This window comes from Pseudoalteromonas sp. S1650, assembly GCF_005887195.1.
Lineage (GTDB): Bacteria > Pseudomonadota > Gammaproteobacteria > Enterobacterales > Alteromonadaceae > Pseudoalteromonas > Pseudoalteromonas simplex.
Map to the genome: position 1 here is coordinate 43,036 of NZ_PNDF01000013.1, position 19,022 is coordinate 62,057.

Consider the following 19,022-nt stretch of genomic DNA (forward strand, 5'->3'; position numbering starts at 1 on the left):
TAAACTTACAACTTACAAACAATAACGAGCGAATAAGCTGCTTACTGTTGCGGCGGTAGGCTTGCCATGTTGCCAATCACCACCTTCTACACCACTGCCTGCGATATCCATATGAACATACGGTAATGGCTGCGCTGATTCAGTACCATGCTTATCTAAACCACCAACAATCGCTAAGAATGCCATCGGGAACTGATGACCACGTGCAGTTACAGCAGAAGCTGCATTGTTACTTGATAGTACGTCATCAGCTAATGTGCGAGGGCGAATGAAGTCATAATCTTCACGGCGGCTACGAGATACTTCTGCGGCATCTGCCCACAAATCGCCTAAGTCAGCAATTTGGCGCGAAATTTTCGCCGCGCGAGCTGGACCATTTTCAACATACGCACTGTAAGGACCCATAGCACGTGCTGCGTGGCCTGTTAGTGTTGCAACAGTGAATAGCTCTGGATTCACTTCGTTTAAAGCGCGATCTTTCATTTCGCTTAGTAAGTCGCCCATAGCTAAACGGCCTTCAGCATCTGTGTTACCGATACGAACACGCACACCTTCGCGGCTAGTAATGATTTCATCAGGAACAAAACAATCAGAACCAATTGAGTTACGAACTACGGCTAAGTAAGCAATCACTTTTACGCCTTTTGGTGCAAAGTCAGCCACTGATTTCATAAAGCCAGCAACCGAAGCAGCACCGCCTTTATCACGGCTCATACCTGCCATAAAGCCACCCACTTTAAGGTCTGCACCACCGGTATCGTAAACTAAACCTTTACCAACAAACATTAAGGTACGCTCAACATCGCCTTCAGGCACGTATTCTAGTTTTACAACACGTGGGTGATGACGCTCAACAGCATAAGATGCGCGCGCTACGGTGCTCATCATTGGGTAATCTTTATCGATAGTGTTGATATCTGAAATCACTTCAACAGACACCTTACTACCAGCAAATAACTCAACGCAGTAGTCTGCAAAACGAGGTGGTGCCATACGCTCAGGCTCTGTACCACATAAATCACGTGCAGCGTATTGACCTGCAGCAATGGCATTAAGCGCTTTGCTCATTGCCTCGTCTGCACCCACTAGGCTAATTTGGCTAACTGGTTCAATCGCTTGGCCGTGGAACTCACGTGCCTCAAGTGGTTGCCAAAGCGCTTGGCAAGCACCTAAATAAGCCACTTCAAGGGCATGCTTGTAACGGCTATCTTGATTTACGTTAGCAAGTAAAATTGCAGGCTGAGTGCTACCCGATGCTTTCGCTTCTAGTACACCTTGCTTTGCTGCATCAAAGTAACGACGTACATCATCATAATCACGGTTCAGAGGGCCTGTAGGCGCTAAAATAACGCGTTTAGAGTCAATTACAAGTAATGTCACTTGTTTGCCAATACGTGCGTCTACAGCTTGTTGAGCGCTAATAGCTTGACTTAAGCTTGCGTCTGCTAAAGAAGAAAAATCATCACCGATAATAATCAATGCATCGTGATTTGCATCCGCTAGTTGAGGGGCTGCAACTGCATGAGGGTATGCCATAAAAAAGGTCCTGCTGTTAAAAACATAGGACCTTATTATCATTGATTTAGGGCGCTATTGCCAGCCAAGTAAGACAGCTTACTATAAGGCTGGCAAGCTAAGTTTACTGCTCTGTAATGTCTGCTGAGTCTTTACGATGCTTAACAATCACAGACCAAGCTTCAAGCATAACCAGTACGCTCACAACCAGTACTAACAAATCAAGTGTCACCAGTAACCAGTTACCTTGTTGATAGTACTCACCCAGTTTAATAACCCCAGCAAAGAACGCCATAACTAATACGAAACTCATTGGTATAAGCGTGTATTTAGCTGGGCGATTCGCTTTAATTAGCATTACCGAGATAACCAGTAAGGTTAAGCTTGCTAAGATTTGGTTAGTCGAACCGAATAATGGCCAAATGATCATACCGCCGCTACCGTCAGCGCCACCAGCACCAAAGGCAAGCAGTAAACAGCTTAGTACTGCTATGAGTGTAGCTACAATACCATTACGAATGATGCTGATATTATAAATATCACCCCACTCTTGAATGATATAACGCTGCAGGCGTACGCCAGAGTCCATGGTAGTGCCCGCAAACAAGACCACCATTACGGCAAGTAAGGTTGAAGCTACCTCTTGCGAGATACCCCAACCACTTTCAATTAAGTTAGCGCCACCATTAATAAAGGCGCTCACACTACCGGCACCTAAGTGACTGTAAATTTCGTGCCATTCTTCAGGTGATACAGCAAGTGCAACACCACTAACTGCAACGAGTGTAATAAGCGCAAGCATACCTTCGCCTACTGCACCTAAGTAACCCACAAAGCGGCCATCGGTTTCTTTGTTCAGCTGCTTAGAACTGGTACCTGAAGACACAATACCGTGGAAACCCGATACCGCACCACAAGCTATGGTCACAAATAGCAATGGAATAATACTTGGTGTATCTACCGCCGTTTGCGTATTAAACGCAGGCGCTGTGATATCTGGCATCGATACAAACACCGCACCGTAAAGAAGCACTAAGCCAACCAATAACTGCATACCGTTGATAAAGTCACGAGGCTGTAACAGCATCCATACTGGCAATAACGAAGCAATGGCTGCATAAATAAATAAGATAATGATCCAGTTCGCATTCGCACTTAGACCAAACATTTCATCAGGTAATGAAATTGGCATACCACTACCAAGGTAAATGGTGTAATAAAGAATTCCCACACCAACTAAACAAAGCGGAATTAACGACACTTTACGGCGTAGTAACTGACCAATAACTAAGGCCACTACAATCGCTGACCAAGCGGGGAATACCGCGTTAGGTTGCGATACAAATGACTTGGCAATCACCACACCAAATACCGCATTCACCATCAGTAGTACTAAGAACACAACAATCATAAATAATGCACGGGTGCGTTTACCAATTACGCTTTCAGATAAAGCGCCCATTGATTTGCCTTTGTTACGCGCACTGGCCCATAGAGCGCCCATGTCGTGAACACCAGCAAAAAAGATAGTACCAAATACTACCCAAAGTACCGCAGGCACCCAGCCCCAATATACGGCAATAGCAGGGCCAACAATTGGCGCAGCACCTGCAACAGAGGTGAAATGGTGGCCCCATAACACAACTTTGTTAGTTGGCACATAATCCACACCATCCTCAAGTTCATGAGCTGGTGTGACAAAATTATCATCCATTTTAAATATTTTTTCGGCGATGAATTTCGAATAAAAGAACCATCCGAACAACATACCGACTATTCCGAGCAGCACGATTACGACCGATTGCATAGTCATCTCTCTTATTAAGTTATAATGTTGTCTAAGGTGTTGAACTAGGCAGGCCTAGCACCCCAACTAGACACTAACAAACTTTCAAGCACCAAGGTGTTAACCTTTAGTCTAATATACTCAGCTGAAAATGCTCGTGAGCCTGACTCTTTATTCCGACACCTATCCCTAACAGGCGTACTGGCTGGTTATTACCTCGCTCATAGGCTTTACTCATTAACTCAGCAAAAATGCGTTCGTCTAATTGATGGTGGCTTTGATCGGCACTGGTCACGACAAAATTGGCAAATTTTACTTTTACCGATAATTTATTGATGCGGTTGTTTAACTGTTGTTTATCAAGACGGCGGGTTAATTCATCTATCAAGCGGGGTAACTGGCTTAAACACTCGTCTAAATTATTTTTGTTGTATTCATAGGTGTGCTCAACACTGAGTGACTTTCGTACTCGCTCAGTTGACACTTTGCCAACGTACTCGCCTGCACACTTTTGATATAAAGACACGCCAAAATTACCAATGTGCTGCTGCATCCAATTAACCCCTTTCGTACGCACATCAGCCCCTGTGTAAAGCCCTTTAAGTTGCAGCTTTTCTAAGGTCACCTTGCCAACGCCGGGAATTTTGCCAAGCGGTAAACTCGCCAAAAAGTCATCAACTTGATCGGGTAATACCACAAACTGACCATTAGGCTTATTTTCATCGCTGGCTATTTTGGCAATAAACTTAATTGGCGCAACGCCCGCTGAGGCTGTCAGCCCAGTGGTGTCATAGATTTCTTGGCGGATTTGCTGTGCCATGAGTGTTGCACTGCCTTTGCATGCGGTACTGTCGGTTACATCAAGGTAGGCTTCATCTAACGATAACGGCTCAATAAGGTCGGTGTACTTTGCAAAAATGGCGCGAATTTGCGTGGAAATTTCTTTGTAAACCTGCATGCGCCCGGGCACGATAACCAGATCGGGGCACAGTTGTTTGGCGTGATAGTTCGACATCGCCGAGCGCACACCATATTTACGGGCAATATAATTAGCTGTTGATAGCACCCCGCGACGACTATTACCACCTATAGCCAGAGGCACATTGGCAAGCGCGGGGTTATCACGCATCTCAACGGCTGCATAAAAGCAGTCCATATCGATGTGAATGAATTTTTTCATCAGGAACACAACAACTGTTTATATATACAGTTATTATATTTAAACTTCCTGAGAGTGCAAGCTAAGAGGTTTGGCTTGTTTGTTGGTTTGGTTTTTTGCGACTGATAAGCCGTGCGCCAAATAACCAAAAGGCGGCTTCGAATAACAAGCCCACGACAATTAAAGCGATAAATCCTGACATTGTGCCCATGCTATAACAGAGCAAAGCTAGAGCAAGTAAGATGAAAAGTGCAATCCACTTTATCACCCTCAAGGTTAGTTGCTGCATAATTAAGGTCCTTTAATGTGTGTTCATTTTACTCACACTTTACGTAAGCGTGAACTTATAAATCTAGCACAATTTACTGAGATTTCTAATTTCCTTGAGCTAAAAGCATCATATTGCTAACCTAAGTTTTCTCACAATCAATGAAGATTTACTATGCAATCGTTTATAGAACAACACCCTATCAGAACCAAAATAAATGTCGCATGGGGTGAAATGGATGCCCTACAACACGTTAATAATGTGGTGTACTTTCGCTACTTCGAAACAGCTCGTATCGATTTTTTCACTCAACTAGGCTTTCTTAAAGATTTACAAGTAACAGGTGTGGGTCCGGTGATCAGCGAGAACAATGCTCGCTATAAACGCCCAGTAACATTTCCTGATACGGTGCATGTTGGTGTTAAGATCAGTGACATTGAACACGATCGCTTTATGATGCATTACACTGTATTTAGTGAAAGCCAAGACGCAGTAACAACCATTGGCTCATCACAAGTGGTTATGTTTAATTTTAAAACGGGTAAAAAAGCTCAGTTAAATGATGAGTTATTAACTGCACTTAAAGCCCATTCTAGCGATTAACAAGGATCTATTATGCTTTATAGCCCACTTGGTCGAAGTGGTATTGATGTATCTCGTGTCTGCTTAGGTAGCATGACATGGGGTATGCAAAACAACCAAGCCGATGCCGATGAACAAATCGCCTATGCGTTAGATAAAGGCGTTAACTTTATTGATACCGCCGAAATGTATGCCGTTCCACCTTCTCCTGACACCTACGGTAAAACAGAAGAGATCATCGGTAATTGGTTAGCGCGAAATAAAGACAAACGCGATGATCTTGTCATTGCCACTAAAATAGCAGGTAACGGCTTACCGTGGGTCCGCGATGCAGGCGATATTACTCGCCAAGCAGTGGTTGAAGCCGTTGATGCATCTCTTAAACGCTTACAAACTGAGGTTATCGATTTATACCAATTACATTGGCCTAACCGTACATCACCGCACTTTGGTAAACAGTGGCCAGGTAAAGTATGTTTCTCAGAAGCTGACACTGAACAAAATATCGCGGGTATGTTAGATATTCTTGAAGGTCTAAATGACTGTATCAAGGCTGGCAAAATTAAGCACTGTGGTTTATCAGACGATACACCTTGGGGCATTAGCCAGTACTTGCGTTTAAGTGAGCAGCATAACCTTCCGCGTATGGTTTCTATTCAAAACGAATTTAGTCTCCTGCACGCCAAAGATTGGCCGTATTTAATTGAACAATGTATTCATGAAGATATTGCTTACCTACCTTGGTCACCGCTAGGTGGCGGCATGTTAAGCGGTAAGTACTTAAATGGTGCTCGCCCTGAAGGTAGTCGTTGGACGCTAGTGCAACGTAATGGTTTATTTAGAGACACAGTACAATCTCGCGCTGCGATTGCTGAATATGTTGAAATTGCTAACGCCTTTAATTTAACCCCTTCACAACTTGCATTGGCTTGGTGTAATCAAGTGGATGGCGTAAGCTCAACAATCATAGGCGCTACATCTATGGCGCAGTTAAAAGAAAATATAGATGCTTTTTCTGTGCAATTAAGCGATGAAGCTAACGATAAAATCGCTGACGTATTTAACCGTTATCCAATGCCTTTTTGAGCATCTCCCTGCAATATTAATAAGTCTATTAAATGATAGGCTTATTAATACTTATTCATCATTTTTACCTTTCTCCTACAACTTCACCAATACTTTAGTGTATGGTAATTCACAGCATTTAACTTTTTTGGTTGTTAATGAGTAAATACGTAAAACATATATTATGCATGATAATGGTGATAGTGCTTGTTCCTATAACCTATGCTTCAGAGCGGCTTTCTATAACTTGGCTCGAAACAGATAACAAACCTTTCTTTGTTGATAAATCTGAGCAATATCCTTTAGGTGGCTTGTGCAACAACATAACCGACTTACTGATTGAAGCAATGCCAAATTTTAAGCATCAAAAGTCACTATTGCCACCTAAGCGATTAAGCAAATATCTCGATGATGGCCACTTAGCGTGTTACGCGTGCATGATCCATCGAGATAAAAAAACTAACCGTGCCACTTACTCTATTCCAACTGCAGTTTATCCATCCTTTAGCGTGTTAAGTACTGAAGAAAGAGCGCTAAAGATTAAGCAAAAACACGGTAATCCAGTGTCATTAATTTCATTATTGACTGATGCCAATTTTATTTATGGCCAAAATGATGCGCGAAAATTTGGCAGTAAACTGGACGCAATAGCTAAAAATACTAAGCTTTATGAGAGTGCTGCATTAAGTGGCACCGGCAGCCATGCAAACCAAGCGCTACTATCGCAGTTAGAGCATGGCTACATTGATTACACAATTGATTACCCATTTGTTGCTGATTATTACAATCAACAAAACCAACAGAATATTCAAAAGCTCAGCATTGCTAATCCAACTCAAAATGTGGTTTTTGGTGCCATTGGTTGCTCAACAAATGCGCCTAATAATTATGCCGAAAAAGTACTTGCAGAAATCAATGAGGCGCTGAAAAACAAAGTACTGCCGAGTGAAAAATACCAGCAAAGCCAACGAATTTGGCTCGAACAAAGCTTTCCTGAGTTTTCAACTTATTATCAGCGCTCTATTTTAGACCCGCTTAAAGAGCCTGCCACTGATGAGATAACAGCTCCTGTTGATCATCCATAAGTGTTACAGCAAAGCTCGAATTTGCGACAACCTTCCCTACCCCTTCAGGCGTGCCAGTCATAATGATGTCGCCATCTTCTAGGTCCATAAAATCACTAATTTCAGCTAAGATTTGCTCTGCGTTATGCAGCATTAACCTTGTATCGCCTAGTTGAGTGTCTATTCCATCAATCTTTAGACTAAATTGATAATGACAACTGGCATTAACCGCAACAAATTCAGTAAAAAGCGCTGAACCATTAAATGCTTTTGCGCGCTCCCAAGGCAGGCCTTTTTCTTTAAGTGTGCTTTGTAAGCCTCGTTTGGTTAAATCAAGCCCAAGCGCAACCGCTGCCAGCTGTTTATCTTTAACTAAAAAGCAAAGCTCAGTTTCGTAATGTAGAGCCTCACCTAAGTGTTCGCTATTAAGAGAATCAGTGATGGCGCTATTTGGTTTTGCAAACAGCACCATATTTGTTGGTGTTTCATTGTTAAGCTCTGCAATATGCGCAGCATAATTACGACCTACGCAAATAATTTTGCTTGGGGTGAATACTTCTTTATTCCATTTCACTGATTGCACGCAAATACCTCTCATTTTAACAAATGTAAAAGACTCAATTTTTTATTTTTAGCATTAACATGCCAATTTCGTACCTAAAACAAGTAAATTCATTGGTAGAATAATTCTCATAATAACATAAACATAGATATTACCTTTCACTATAAGCGTTATTTATGTTGACGATTGTTTTACTTTCTAATAACTTAATGTAAGCGGTTACATTTTAAAAATCGGGTTCGGCGATTTTTTTTGGAAAGAAATGTAAGCGCTTACAAAAATAGACAACAACATAAAATAAAACCAAATCTGGAGATTTGCATGAACCACACACTTTTCAAGAAAAAGCAGCTTGCTATTAGCCTGTCTATGGCAATGGGTTTAAGCGCGCTAGTTCCTCACTCAGCTGTCGCCGAAGAACAGCCCGACAAAGCAAGTGATATTGAAGTAATACAAGTATCAGGTATTCGCGGAAGCCTAGTAAAATCAATGGATATCAAGCGTCAATCTGCGGGGGTTGTTGATGCAATTACCTCTGAAGACATTGGTAAATTCCCTGATACCAACCTAGCTGAATCTTTGCAACGTATTACCGGTGTGTCTATTGACCGTAGTAATGGTGAAGGTAGCAAAATTACGGTTCGTGGTTTTGGCCCTGAATTTAACTTAGTAACCCTTAACAATCGCCAAATGCCAACAACTGGCGGTCGTTCATTTGATTTTGGTGACATCGCAACAGAAAGTGTGAGCGGTGTTGAAGTATATAAAACAGCACGTTCTGATATCCCTAGCGGGGGTATTGGTGCAACAGTTAATATCACTACAGCTAAACCACTTTCTAATCCTGGTTTGCACGCTTCGATTGGTGCAAAAGCAGTTCACGACACATCAAACGAAACAGGTGATGATGTAACGCCTGAGCTTTCAGGTATCTACAGCAACACATTCAACGATGACAAATTCGGGATTTTAATTTCAGGCTCAGTTCAAGAACGTGATAACCGCGAACAATCAATGGCAGTTGATAACTGGATCCCAAATGTTGATATTTCATCGTCTCCTGATTTAGCACTGACAGATAACAACCAGCGCGCAGATGGCGCAACCTGGTATCCGCAAAATGCAGGTTACGCGTTTTCAGACAATTCACGCAAACGTACCAATGGTCAACTTGTGCTGCAATACGCACCGAATGACCGCATTACTGCAACCGTTGATTACACTTACTCAAAACTCGAGTTTGAAAAAGATGGCCGTAGCTTTGGTGTATGGTTCAATAATGGTGGTAACGTCAGCGCAGCAACTATCAATGAAAAAGGTACTTACACACAGGTAACTGAAATTGGTGGTGACTACTCTACAAACTTAAACCGTGGTGCAACAACCAACGAAAATAAATCGCTTGGTTTAAACATTGATTGGCAAGTAACAGATAATTTAAACATTGAGTTTGATGCGCATAACTCATCGGCTGAAAGTGCCGGTGTAGGTATTGGCCACGATGCGTTTATGATCATTGGTAACACATCATGTTCATGGTGTGAAAACCCAACGGTTAATATCGACGAAAAAATGGCTGACTTTAGCCAAGGCGAAATTCCGCTTATTGATATGACCTTAACCAATGGCCAAGCAGAAATTTTACCGAGCGATATGGGAACCCTTTTCGCCGGTGTAAACAAAGATACCAACACTAACGATCTTGACCAATACCAGTTAAAAGGTACGTGGTATAACGAAGACAGCGGTGCTCTATCGAGCATTAACTTTGGTGTATCACACACTAAAATCGATTTCCGTACGACAACTGCCTACTCAGGTCAGCTTGCTGCTGGTTGGTGGTTGAACTCTGCCGATTGGTACGATGACAGCATGTTCACTCGTGTCGACAGCTCAGGTTTACTTGATGGCTTCTCTGGTGGTGGTAGCGATAAGTTATTAAATTACTACTACGATGCTGATTTTGATGAGATTGTCGCGATTGCCGAAAGCATTGACTGTGATCACCCTGATGGCGGTATTGGCGCATGTAGCTGGCCTGCTGATGTAAACGGCATGGTGCAAGCGGGTCCAATCGATGACGACCACCGTGTAAGCGAAGAAACAACGGCGGTATACGCACAAGCTAACTTCGAAACAGATTTTAACGGTATGCCAGTGAACATCACTGCGGGTTTACGTTACGAATCAACAGATGTTACAGCAAACAGCTTAGAGCGCCCTGCTGTTGCAATGGAATGGGTTAACGGTAACGAATGGTCTTACATTTACGCTGATGAACGCTCATTCTCAAACGGTGAAGGTAGTAGCAAAGAGTTTCTACCTAGCATCGATATGAACATCGAAGTAGTTGAAGACGTTATTGCACGTTTCTCTTACAGCCGCAGCCTTGCTCGTCCTCCTGTAGGCGCGCTTCGCTCAACAACGTCATTCTTAGGTAACCCGAAAGTGGGTCAACGTAAAGTGGCTGTGGGTAACCCGAACTTAAAACCTTATACTTCAGATAATATCGACCTATCACTTGAATACTACTACGGTGAAGGCAGCTATATGTCTGCGGGTTACTATCGTAAGCAAGTTGATAACTTCCTTGTAAATATCACAACCGAAGAGACGATTGACGGTATTACAGACCCATTCATCGGTGATCGTGCTGAACAAGCGCGTGACGATTTAGCGGCAGCGGGTGAGCAACCATCTGACCAAGCAATTCACGATAAGATCAACGAAAACCAAGGCACAGAAGAAGGCACAGAAGAAGGCACACCTATCGTTGGTAACGATACAGATCCTCTAGCAAACTTCTTCGTATCGCGTGATAACAACGTTGAAACAGCAAATCTATGGGGCTGGGAACTAGCAGCGCAACATATGTTTGGTGATTCTGGCTTTGGTATTGCCGCTAACGCGACTTTCGTATTTGGTGATGTTGAAGCAGACCGAGATGCTATCGGCTATCAATTTGCCCTACCGGGTTTAAGTGATTCAGCTAACTTCTCTGCGATTTATGATTTAAATGGTTTATCGGCTCGTATTTCTTATAACTGGCGTGATGAGTTCTTAACAGGCTTTGACCAACATGCTTCACCTATCTTTACTGAGTCTTATGGCCAGTGGGATATCAACGTGAACTATTCAGTTAACGAGAACCTAACTGTGTTTGTTGAAGGCCTTAACCTGACAGATGAAACGCAACGTACTTACGTTCGTTACTCTGAGCAGCTGTTACGTGCAAACCAATACGGTGCGCGCTACAACATCGGCTTCCGCTACTCGTTCTAGCATTTTGTTGTCAAAAAAGCCGCTCAACAGCGGCTTTTTTTTTCATAATTATGCTAGTTTGTCTACATAGCATTTGAGATGGCCTTAAACATGCAAAAGAATGAAGTAAAAAAAGTCGTCATTTTAGGTGGTGGTACAGCAGGTTGGTTATCTGCAGGTTTAATTGCTGCCCAGCCTCATTTAACTCACAACGCACAAATTACCCTGATTGAGTCGCCCGATATTGCCACCATTGGTGTCGGTGAAGGTACTTGGCCGACCATGCGACAAACCTTAAAAACCATCGGCATCAGCGAAAGTGAATTTATTCAACGTTGTGATGCATCTTTTAAACAAGGCTCACGTTTTGATGGCTGGTGCGACGATGAAGGCGATGCTCATTATTATCACCCATTCAGCTTACCTGTAGCGTATCAGCAATTAAATATTGCACCTTACTGGTTTGCCAACAAAGATGCCGTGAGTTTCAGCCACGCGGTGGCAAGCCAAACCTACTTATGCGATCACCATAAAGCACCGAAAAACCACTTACATAGTGCCTATCAAGGTGAAGCAAACTATGGCTATCATTTAGATGCTGGTAAGTTTGCCATGCTGCTACAACAACACTGCACTACCATGCTAAACGTTGAGCATATCGTCAGTCATGTTGAATGCATCAATAGTGATGAAGATGGCTATATTAGTTCATTGCAAACTCGCGATCATGGCACTATTGCGGGTGATTTATTTATTGATTGCTCTGGCACCCACGCAAAGCTGTTACATCAACATTACGGTATAGAGCTAATCGAGCAACACGATGTGTTATTTAACGATAGAGCCGTTGCCGTACAGGTGCCCTATTCAAACCCGCAGCAAGAGATCCTTTCTTATACCAAAGCCACGGCGCAAGATGCTGGTTGGATTTGGGATATCGGCTTACAAAGCCGCCGTGGTCTAGGTATGGTGTACTCAAGTCGTTTTGCCAATAGCGAAGATGCGAAACAAGCGCTTAGCCAGTACATTGCAAAAACCCAGCCTGGCACCGCGCAAAATGAACTGATATTTCGTGAAATTAGTTTTACGCCCGGCTATAGACGCCGTTTTTGGTATAAAAACTGTTTAGCTATTGGTATGTCTGCGGGATTTATTGAGCCACTTGAAGCCTCAGCGTTAGTCATGGTGGAGCTTGGCCTTAATAACTTACTTGCTAATTTCCCAACACATCGTGCTGCAATGCCGACACTGGCAAAACGTTTTGATGAGCAGTGCCATTATCGCTGGCAACGTATCATTGAGTTTTTAAAGCTGCATTATGTGTTGTCAAAGCGCACAAGCCCTTATTGGCAAGCTCATAAAGAGGCAAACTCAATTCCTCTGCAACTTCAAGAAAACTTAGCACTTTGGCAATATCAAAGTCCGTGGTTAAACGACTTTGACCGTGCTCAAGAGGTCTTCTCTGCAGCCAGTTACCAGTATGTGCTTTATGGCATGAAGCAATTGCCACAGTTTCCTGTACTTGCAATGCCTGCGGCAATTATTGAGCATTTTAGTGCTAACCAACAACAAGCCAAACGCGGATTACAACAACTACCAACTAACCGCGAACTGTTAAATCATATTCAGCAATTTGGTATACAACCTATTTAATCTCAGTATTAGGAGGCCCAATGGCCAATCATGTCTTACTTGATAACATCAGCCATAAAGACCTAAAAGTGATCACCACACGCGGTGCTAACTGGGGCGACAATATTAGCTGCACTACCGTGTTTCCTAGTGAGTTTGCTAAAGTTCAAGCAAATCAACCTATCGTATTTCGTAAGCACCCGCAAACAGGTCAATTCGAAGCCCTCGCTTTATTTGGTTTTGAAAATGGTGAGAACTTGCTGCTAAACGAGCAAGGCGAATTGCAACTGAGTTACTTACCGCTAAGTATGCAGCGCCAGCCATTTTTAATTGGCCAACAAACTCAGTATAACAATGGTATTCCTGAGCAATCTCTGGTGGTACATATCGACTTAGACAGCCCACGCATAAGCACACGTGATGGCGAAGCCATTTTCCTTGAACATGGTGGAAATAGCGAATACTTAAATCATATTGCTCAAGTACTTAACGCGTTACATCAAGAACACCAAACAATTAATCTGTTTTTTGAGCGTTTGCTTAGCGTTAATTTACTCGAAGCTTTCAGTATTGAATATGCAGATAAAAATGGCGAAAAAGTCACAGTAAGCGGCTTTTATACTATTAACCAACAGGTGCTAAACGGCTTAACCGCTGAACAGCTTAAGCAGTTACAACAGCAAGGTGACCTACAGGCTATTTATATGGTGCTGGCATCAATGGAGCACATTCCTCATTTGCTTAATAAAAAATGGGCTCAGCAGTAATGTTTGCGGCTGCGCCAATAAAAGAATGCCAGGCTTCAAGCATTGCTGATCTAAAAGTGTTTTTAGCTGAGCAAACTGAACCACTGGTCATAAGAGATCTCTGCGTTGATTGGCCCCAAGTCATGGCAGCTAAACAAAGTTCTAAAAACGCCTTAGACTACCTTTTAGGGCTTGCCAATAACGCCCCAGTACGCAGTTTTAGCAGCCAAGCAATTCATCAGGGACGCTATTTTTATAACGCTGATTTCTCAGGGCTTAATTTCTCACAGCACGCCGATAACCTAGTTTCTGTGCTGCAAAAATTAGCACGTTCAATCACACAAACCGACAGTGATTCACTGTATATGGGCTCTACTGCTGTGGAGTATTGCGCTCCGGGCTTTAGTGTTAAAAACCCATTAACAGTGACCGATTATAACTGCTTAACCAGCCTCTGGGTGGGAAATCATAGTCAGATTGCCGCTCACTATGACAACGCCGATAACCTAGCTTGTGTTGCTGCGGGTAAGCGTACCTTTACTCTGTTGCCAACTGATCAGGTCAATAATCTTTACGTTGGTCCACTCGAATTTACACCCGCTGGGCAAGCGGTTAGCTTGGTTGATTTTAATAACCCCGATTTCAACCGTTTTCCACGTTTTAAAGAGGCTATAGCAAAGACGCAATCGGCAACTCTTGGCCCTGGCGACGCTATTTATATTCCAGCGCTTTGGTGGCATCAGGTTAGCGCAACCAGTCCGTTTAATGTGTTGGTGAACTATTGGTGGCGACAAGCCCCAGAGTATTTAGCAAACCCATTTGATGCCATGCTGCACAGTATGCTGGCAATTAAAGACTTGCCAAGCGAGCATAAACAAAAATGGCAGAAACTCTTTAATCATTATGTGTTTGCTGATGATGTGGATTTAGCAAGCCACGTTGCTGAGCCTGCGCAAGGGATATTAGCGGATATCGACGAACTAACGGCCAGAAGAATAAGGCAGCTATTACTACAAAAACTCAACCGATAGAATGAACCAAAAGCCAGCGAATGCAACGAGTTCGGCGAAGCATCTGCAGGCTCTTGGTTCATAATTCACTTATAGCAATCCGCTTAAATAAGTACTATTGCGGATTGTTCTTACCCTTTATTAGTGCTGCTGATGGCTGTGTTGTTGCACAGCCGATACCTGTTTCACTATTTTTACTACATTGAAAAACACGTACGTAATCCACCAGCATTTGCTTAGGATAACCGGCAAAATCAACACTTTGTCATCTTGCCAAACTAACTGCCAGCCTTCTCCTAGGCTGGCTTTGACAGGCGCAGGGGTTTGCTGACAGGCACTAAGCGCACCTGTTAGCAAAATAACAGCATACGATTTTACTGACATGAGACTGTTGCGTCCTCGGTGTGCGCGCTCGTTACTGATAGTTTAGCAATTGATACTTGCCATGCACCTTCAGTGGCTAATTGCCAAGGCGAGAATACTTGCCCAAGCTGCACACCTTGCTCTACAAAGCAGCTCAAATCAATTGTCAAGGTTTGCCAATCATTTGCAGCTTTAACCTGCTTGCTAATATCAAATTGGCCGTCACAGTTTTCACCGCATTGCATACCCAGCATTAACGGCGCATCAGCAGCTTGGTCTACCTTAATCTGCATTTGCAGTTGACCCGCTTTTTCAACGTAGGAACGTAAATCCGATGGAAACGCCGCCATTAAACGAACCGCAGCTGCTTCTTTACCATTAAAGCTGATTGCGCGCGCATCTTCTTGTACGTCTTTATCAAAGGTTTTTACGCTAACAGCGTTAAGGGCTGCACGGCTACTGGTCATGGCTTGTTGCTCAGAACCACTTTGTAGTTGCAGTGACCACGGTGCTTTTACGGCACGTTCAAATAATACTAAGTCTTCTAATTTAGCGGCAACTTGTGATTTTTCGCTAAGGTCATCTGCTAATGTGTTTTTATCTTGGTAAGTTAAACCAAAGCCATAAGGCAATAGTGGCGAGTAGTCTTTATCACCACGGTTTTGGTTACCTACCGGGTTATTTGGCCACGAGAACGATAACTTACCTTTAAAGTCATGATTGATAGAACCATCTTGCTTTTTAAAGATAACATCGCTGATTGCATCACCTTCACTGCCTGGTAACCAAGTTGCGACAAACGCATCACTGGCATTCAGCTCTGCATTCACCCACATTGGGCGGCCACTAATAAATAGCGACACCACAGGAATACCGGCATCTTTTAGCTTTTTAAGCAGGGCTAAATCAGTTTTATTACCACGTTGGTATTCAAGGTTATCTAAATCACCATTACCTTCTGCATACGGCTGCTCACCAAACACCACAATCGCGACATCTGGCTTAGATTCAAATTCGCCATTCACATTGTATTGAACCTGACCACCGGCTTGCTCAACTGTATTTTTGATCCCATCAAAAATTGAAGAACCCCCCGGGAAGTCGCTATTCTCGTTACCTGTACCCTGCCAAGTGATTGTCCAACCACCTGACTGCATACCGATGTTATCAGCGCCTTGACCGGCAACTAATACATTTGCATTTGCTGATAGCGGTAACAACTGTTGTTTATTTTTAAGTAGTACTAGTGATTCACGGACTGCTTGTTTTGCAACTGCGCGATGTTCTGCACTACCAATGATCTCTGTTTTACCTGAAAGCGGACGCTTAGCAGGGCTTGGCTTATCAAACAAACCTGCGCGCATTTTTACACGTAAGATACGTGTTACTGCATCATCGATACGGCTTTGTGCAATTTCGCCACTTTTAACTTGCTTAATAAGGTTTTCGTAAAGTGGTTTCCATGCATCTGTCGGTACCATGTACACATCAAGACCCGCATTTGCAGCCTGCGCACAGTTGCCATTAGTACAACCCGGAATTTGACCGTGGCCGTTCCAGTCACCAACAACAAAACCATCAAAACCCATTTTATCTTTTAGCACGTCGGTAAGTAGGTATTTACTGCCATGAATTTTTTCACCATTCCAGCTGTTGAATGACGCCATTACGGTTTGCGCCCCCGCACCTAAGCCACCTACATAACCTTGTGCATGAATATCAAATAACTCTTGCTCAGATGCCGTGTTATTACCTTGGTCATCACCGCCTTCTGTGCCGCCATCACCTAAAAAGTGTTTAACCGTACTGATCACACGTTTATCAGATAAAAAGTCGTCATCAACCGCACCTTGCAACCCCTTAACAATGGCTGCTGAATACGCTTTTACAATTTCAGGGTCTTCAGAATAGCCTTCATAAGTTCGGCCCCAACGGTCGTCACGAACAACTGCCACAGTTGGTGCAAATACCCAGTCGATACCAGTTACCATCACTTCTTGCGCGGTAGCGGCGGCAATTTTTTCGATTAACTCAGGGTTGTTTGTTGCACCTAAACCAATGTTATGTGGAAATAATGTCGCACCAATTACGTTATTGTGACCATGCACGGCATCGGTACCCCACATAGTCGGAATTGAGCTGCCATCGAGCGAGTCATCAATTGAGGCTTGATACATTTTTTCAGCAAGATCAATCCAATCTGCAGCGCTGGCATGTTTATCATTATTTGGGAATGCACCACCGCCATTAAGGTAAGAACCAAAGCCGTACTTACGCATATCTTCAACGGTTATATCGCGAATTTCTGGCTGGATCATTTGCGCAATTTTTTGCTCAAGGGTCATATTTGCCAACATTTTCGCAATTTGTGCTTCCATTTCTGGATTTGCTGCAATGCCCGTTTCGATATTTGGCCAAATTTCTTGCTCAGTGCTCACGTTGGTCACCTTATCTTGTCCAGTACAACCTAGCATGCTGACGCTTGCCATCATTAACGAACAGAGAGTGAATGTTTTTTTCAATTTCATTTTTTGCACCTATGAAGTCTGAGTTGATACTTTTGAGCCAACCAGCGCAAAGTAAGTAATATATAAATAACAGGCGATAGGTAAGAATAACGCCATTTGCACGCCAATAGAATCTGCTAATACGCCTTGTAGTAATGGAATAATCGCCCCCCCTACAATCGCTAAACATAAAATGCCTGATCCTTTTGAGGTGTATTTTCCAAGGCCGTGTAAAGCAAGGCTAAAAATGGTTGGGAACATAATCGAGTTACATAATCCCACAAGCAAAATTGCCCACATAGCAAGGCTGCCCTCACCCATCATAGCAATCAATACTAACAATACCGCCAACAAGCCATGGCATGCCAACACCTTGCCTGCATTAAATTTCTGCATTACAACTGCACCAATAAAACGGCCAACCATGGCTCCTGCAAAGTAGTAGCTAATATAATGCGCAGCTTCATTTTCTGGTAAACCAGCAATGTTATCTAGGGTCAAAAAGCCCACCAAAAAGCTACCAATCGCCACTTCTGCGCCCACATACACAAAAATACCTACAGCACCTAAAATGAGGTGGCGGTAACGCCAAACACTGCCTAAATCAACAAAATCTTCTAAATCTTGATGTGCCGCTTCGCTATCACTTTCTTTACCTAGTTTTGGCAGTTTTAAAAATGCAAAGATAACCGCAAGTACCAACAAGCTTAACGACAACATTAAATAAGGGAGTTTCACTTCTTCTGCGGTGGCTTGACTAACCTCAGATAGAATTAACCAACCACCAAAAATTGGCGCAACCGTGGTTCCTAACGAGTTAAATGCTTGTGTCATAGTCAAACGCGAAGATGCTGTTTTTTGCGGACCAAGTACACTTACATAAGGATTGGCAGATACTTGTAAAATCGTGATGCCCGAGGCAAGGACAAACAAGGCTAGTAAAAATAATTCGTACACATGGGCAACCGCAGCTGGGTAAAACAGCGCACACCCCACGGCTGCGACCAATAAGCCAACCACGATACCAAACTGGTAGCCAATACGACTGACCAACTTTCCAGCAGGGATCGACATCACAAAATACGCACCAAAGAAGCAAAATTGAATGAGCATAGCCTGCGTATAGTTAAGTGAAAACATACCTTTTAAATAAGGGATTAAAATGTCATTCAGACAGGTTATGAATCCCCACATAAAAAATAATGTGGTCAATGATGCCAGCGCAAAGTGCTGCTTAGGCATATCTGCTTGGCTTGCAGCAGCCGACACAGGGGTTGAAACATGAGCCATAATTTTCTTCTCTAGTTAATTATATTTATCAGTTTGTTACAGCAAGGTTTAATACTTAATCACTAACAGCAAATAGCGAAATATGTTGCAACATTAAATGTAAGCGCTTACATTTATAACATATAAATCATATTTAGCAATTTATTTGCAGAAAAATTGTAAGCGCTTACAACTGAGTCTAAGCTCTAATTTACTAAGCCTTACACTTAACC

15 protein-coding genes are annotated in these 19,022 nt (G+C 43.0%); 7 read left to right on the forward strand and 8 right to left on the reverse strand.

Annotated features, from left to right (window positions below):
- Positions 1 to 12 precede the first annotated feature (12 nt).
- From CWB80_RS03705 to CWB80_RS03720, 4 genes are all read right to left on the reverse strand, one after another.
- Positions 13 to 1,536 (reverse strand): M17 family metallopeptidase, encoded by a 1,524-nt coding sequence (locus CWB80_RS03705; protein ID WP_138600386.1) that lies wholly within the window; start codon positions 1,534 to 1,536, stop codon positions 13 to 15.
- Between the two features lie 103 nt (positions 1,537 to 1,639).
- Complete coding sequence (locus tag CWB80_RS03710; RefSeq protein WP_138600384.1) at positions 1,640 to 3,322, reverse strand: carbon starvation CstA family protein; 1,683 nt, start codon at positions 3,320 to 3,322, stop codon at positions 1,640 to 1,642.
- 106 nt (positions 3,323 to 3,428) lie between these two features.
- Positions 3,429 to 4,481 carry a DNA polymerase IV gene (gene dinB / locus CWB80_RS03715; RefSeq protein ID WP_138600382.1) on the reverse strand — a complete coding sequence of 351 codons (1,053 nt, stop codon included), beginning with the start codon at positions 4,479 to 4,481 and terminating at the stop codon, positions 3,429 to 3,431.
- Between the two features lie 61 nt (positions 4,482 to 4,542).
- On the reverse strand, positions 4,543 to 4,749 hold the full coding sequence (locus CWB80_RS03720; RefSeq protein ID WP_054552594.1) for a hypothetical protein: 207 nt from the start codon (positions 4,747 to 4,749) through the stop codon (positions 4,543 to 4,545).
- Positions 4,750 to 4,902: 153 nt separating this feature from the next.
- Between CWB80_RS03720 and CWB80_RS03725 the strand changes: the two genes are divergently transcribed.
- From CWB80_RS03725 to CWB80_RS03735, 3 genes are all read left to right on the forward strand, one after another.
- Positions 4,903 to 5,331: an acyl-CoA thioesterase gene (locus tag CWB80_RS03725; protein ID WP_054552595.1), complete on the forward strand. Its 429-nt coding sequence runs from the start codon at positions 4,903 to 4,905 to the stop codon at positions 5,329 to 5,331.
- 12 nt (positions 5,332 to 5,343) lie between these two features.
- The gene (locus CWB80_RS03730) at positions 5,344 to 6,396 is read left to right on the forward strand and encodes an aldo/keto reductase (RefSeq protein WP_054552596.1); all 1,053 of its coding nucleotides are present in this window, start codon (positions 5,344 to 5,346) and stop codon (positions 6,394 to 6,396) included.
- A gap of 182 nt (positions 6,397 to 6,578) precedes the next feature.
- Complete coding sequence (locus tag CWB80_RS03735; RefSeq protein WP_138600380.1) at positions 6,579 to 7,460, forward strand: ABC transporter substrate-binding protein; 882 nt, start codon at positions 6,579 to 6,581, stop codon at positions 7,458 to 7,460.
- Here the strand turns inward: CWB80_RS03735 and CWB80_RS03740 are convergent.
- Positions 7,411 to 8,022, reverse strand: coding sequence for a fumarylacetoacetate hydrolase family protein (locus CWB80_RS03740; RefSeq protein ID WP_054552598.1), 612 nt, complete (start codon positions 8,020 to 8,022; stop codon positions 7,411 to 7,413). The genes CWB80_RS03735 and CWB80_RS03740 overlap by 50 nt on opposite strands.
- Before the next feature lie 300 nt (positions 8,023 to 8,322).
- On the opposite strand from CWB80_RS03740, the gene CWB80_RS03745 reads away from it, so the two are divergent.
- The 4 genes from CWB80_RS03745 (at position 8,323) to CWB80_RS03760 (ending at position 14,671) form a co-directional block, all read left to right on the forward strand.
- Positions 8,323 to 11,283, forward strand: a complete 2,961-nt coding sequence (locus CWB80_RS03745) for a TonB-dependent receptor (RefSeq protein WP_249362504.1) — start codon at positions 8,323 to 8,325, stop codon at positions 11,281 to 11,283.
- A gap of 90 nt (positions 11,284 to 11,373) precedes the next feature.
- On the forward strand, positions 11,374 to 12,915 hold the full coding sequence (locus CWB80_RS03750; protein ID WP_138600376.1) for a tryptophan halogenase family protein: 1,542 nt from the start codon (positions 11,374 to 11,376) through the stop codon (positions 12,913 to 12,915).
- A 20-nt stretch (positions 12,916 to 12,935) separates the two neighbouring features.
- On the forward strand, positions 12,936 to 13,661 hold the full coding sequence (locus tag CWB80_RS03755; protein ID WP_138600374.1) for a SapC family protein: 726 nt from the start codon (positions 12,936 to 12,938) through the stop codon (positions 13,659 to 13,661).
- On the forward strand, positions 13,661 to 14,671 hold the full coding sequence (locus CWB80_RS03760) for a cupin-like domain-containing protein (protein ID WP_171041487.1): 1,011 nt from the start codon (positions 13,661 to 13,663) through the stop codon (positions 14,669 to 14,671). The genes CWB80_RS03755 and CWB80_RS03760 overlap by 1 nt, the downstream gene beginning before the upstream one ends.
- Before the next feature lie 120 nt (positions 14,672 to 14,791).
- Here CWB80_RS03760 and CWB80_RS03765 read toward each other — a convergent pair whose 3' ends face one another.
- The 3 genes from CWB80_RS03765 to CWB80_RS03775 form a co-directional block, all read right to left on the reverse strand.
- Positions 14,792 to 15,034, reverse strand: coding sequence for a hypothetical protein (locus tag CWB80_RS03765; RefSeq protein WP_138600370.1), 243 nt, complete (start codon positions 15,032 to 15,034; stop codon positions 14,792 to 14,794).
- Positions 15,025 to 17,487, reverse strand: a complete 2,463-nt coding sequence (locus CWB80_RS03770) for a glycoside hydrolase family 3 protein (protein ID WP_502704999.1) — start codon at positions 17,485 to 17,487, stop codon at positions 15,025 to 15,027. The genes CWB80_RS03765 and CWB80_RS03770 overlap by 10 nt, the downstream gene beginning before the upstream one ends.
- Positions 17,488 to 17,550: 63 nt before the next feature.
- The gene (locus CWB80_RS03775) at positions 17,551 to 18,810 is read right to left on the reverse strand and encodes a sugar MFS transporter (RefSeq protein ID WP_138600366.1); all 1,260 of its coding nucleotides are present in this window, start codon (positions 18,808 to 18,810) and stop codon (positions 17,551 to 17,553) included.
- Positions 18,811 to 19,022 lie beyond the last annotated feature (212 nt).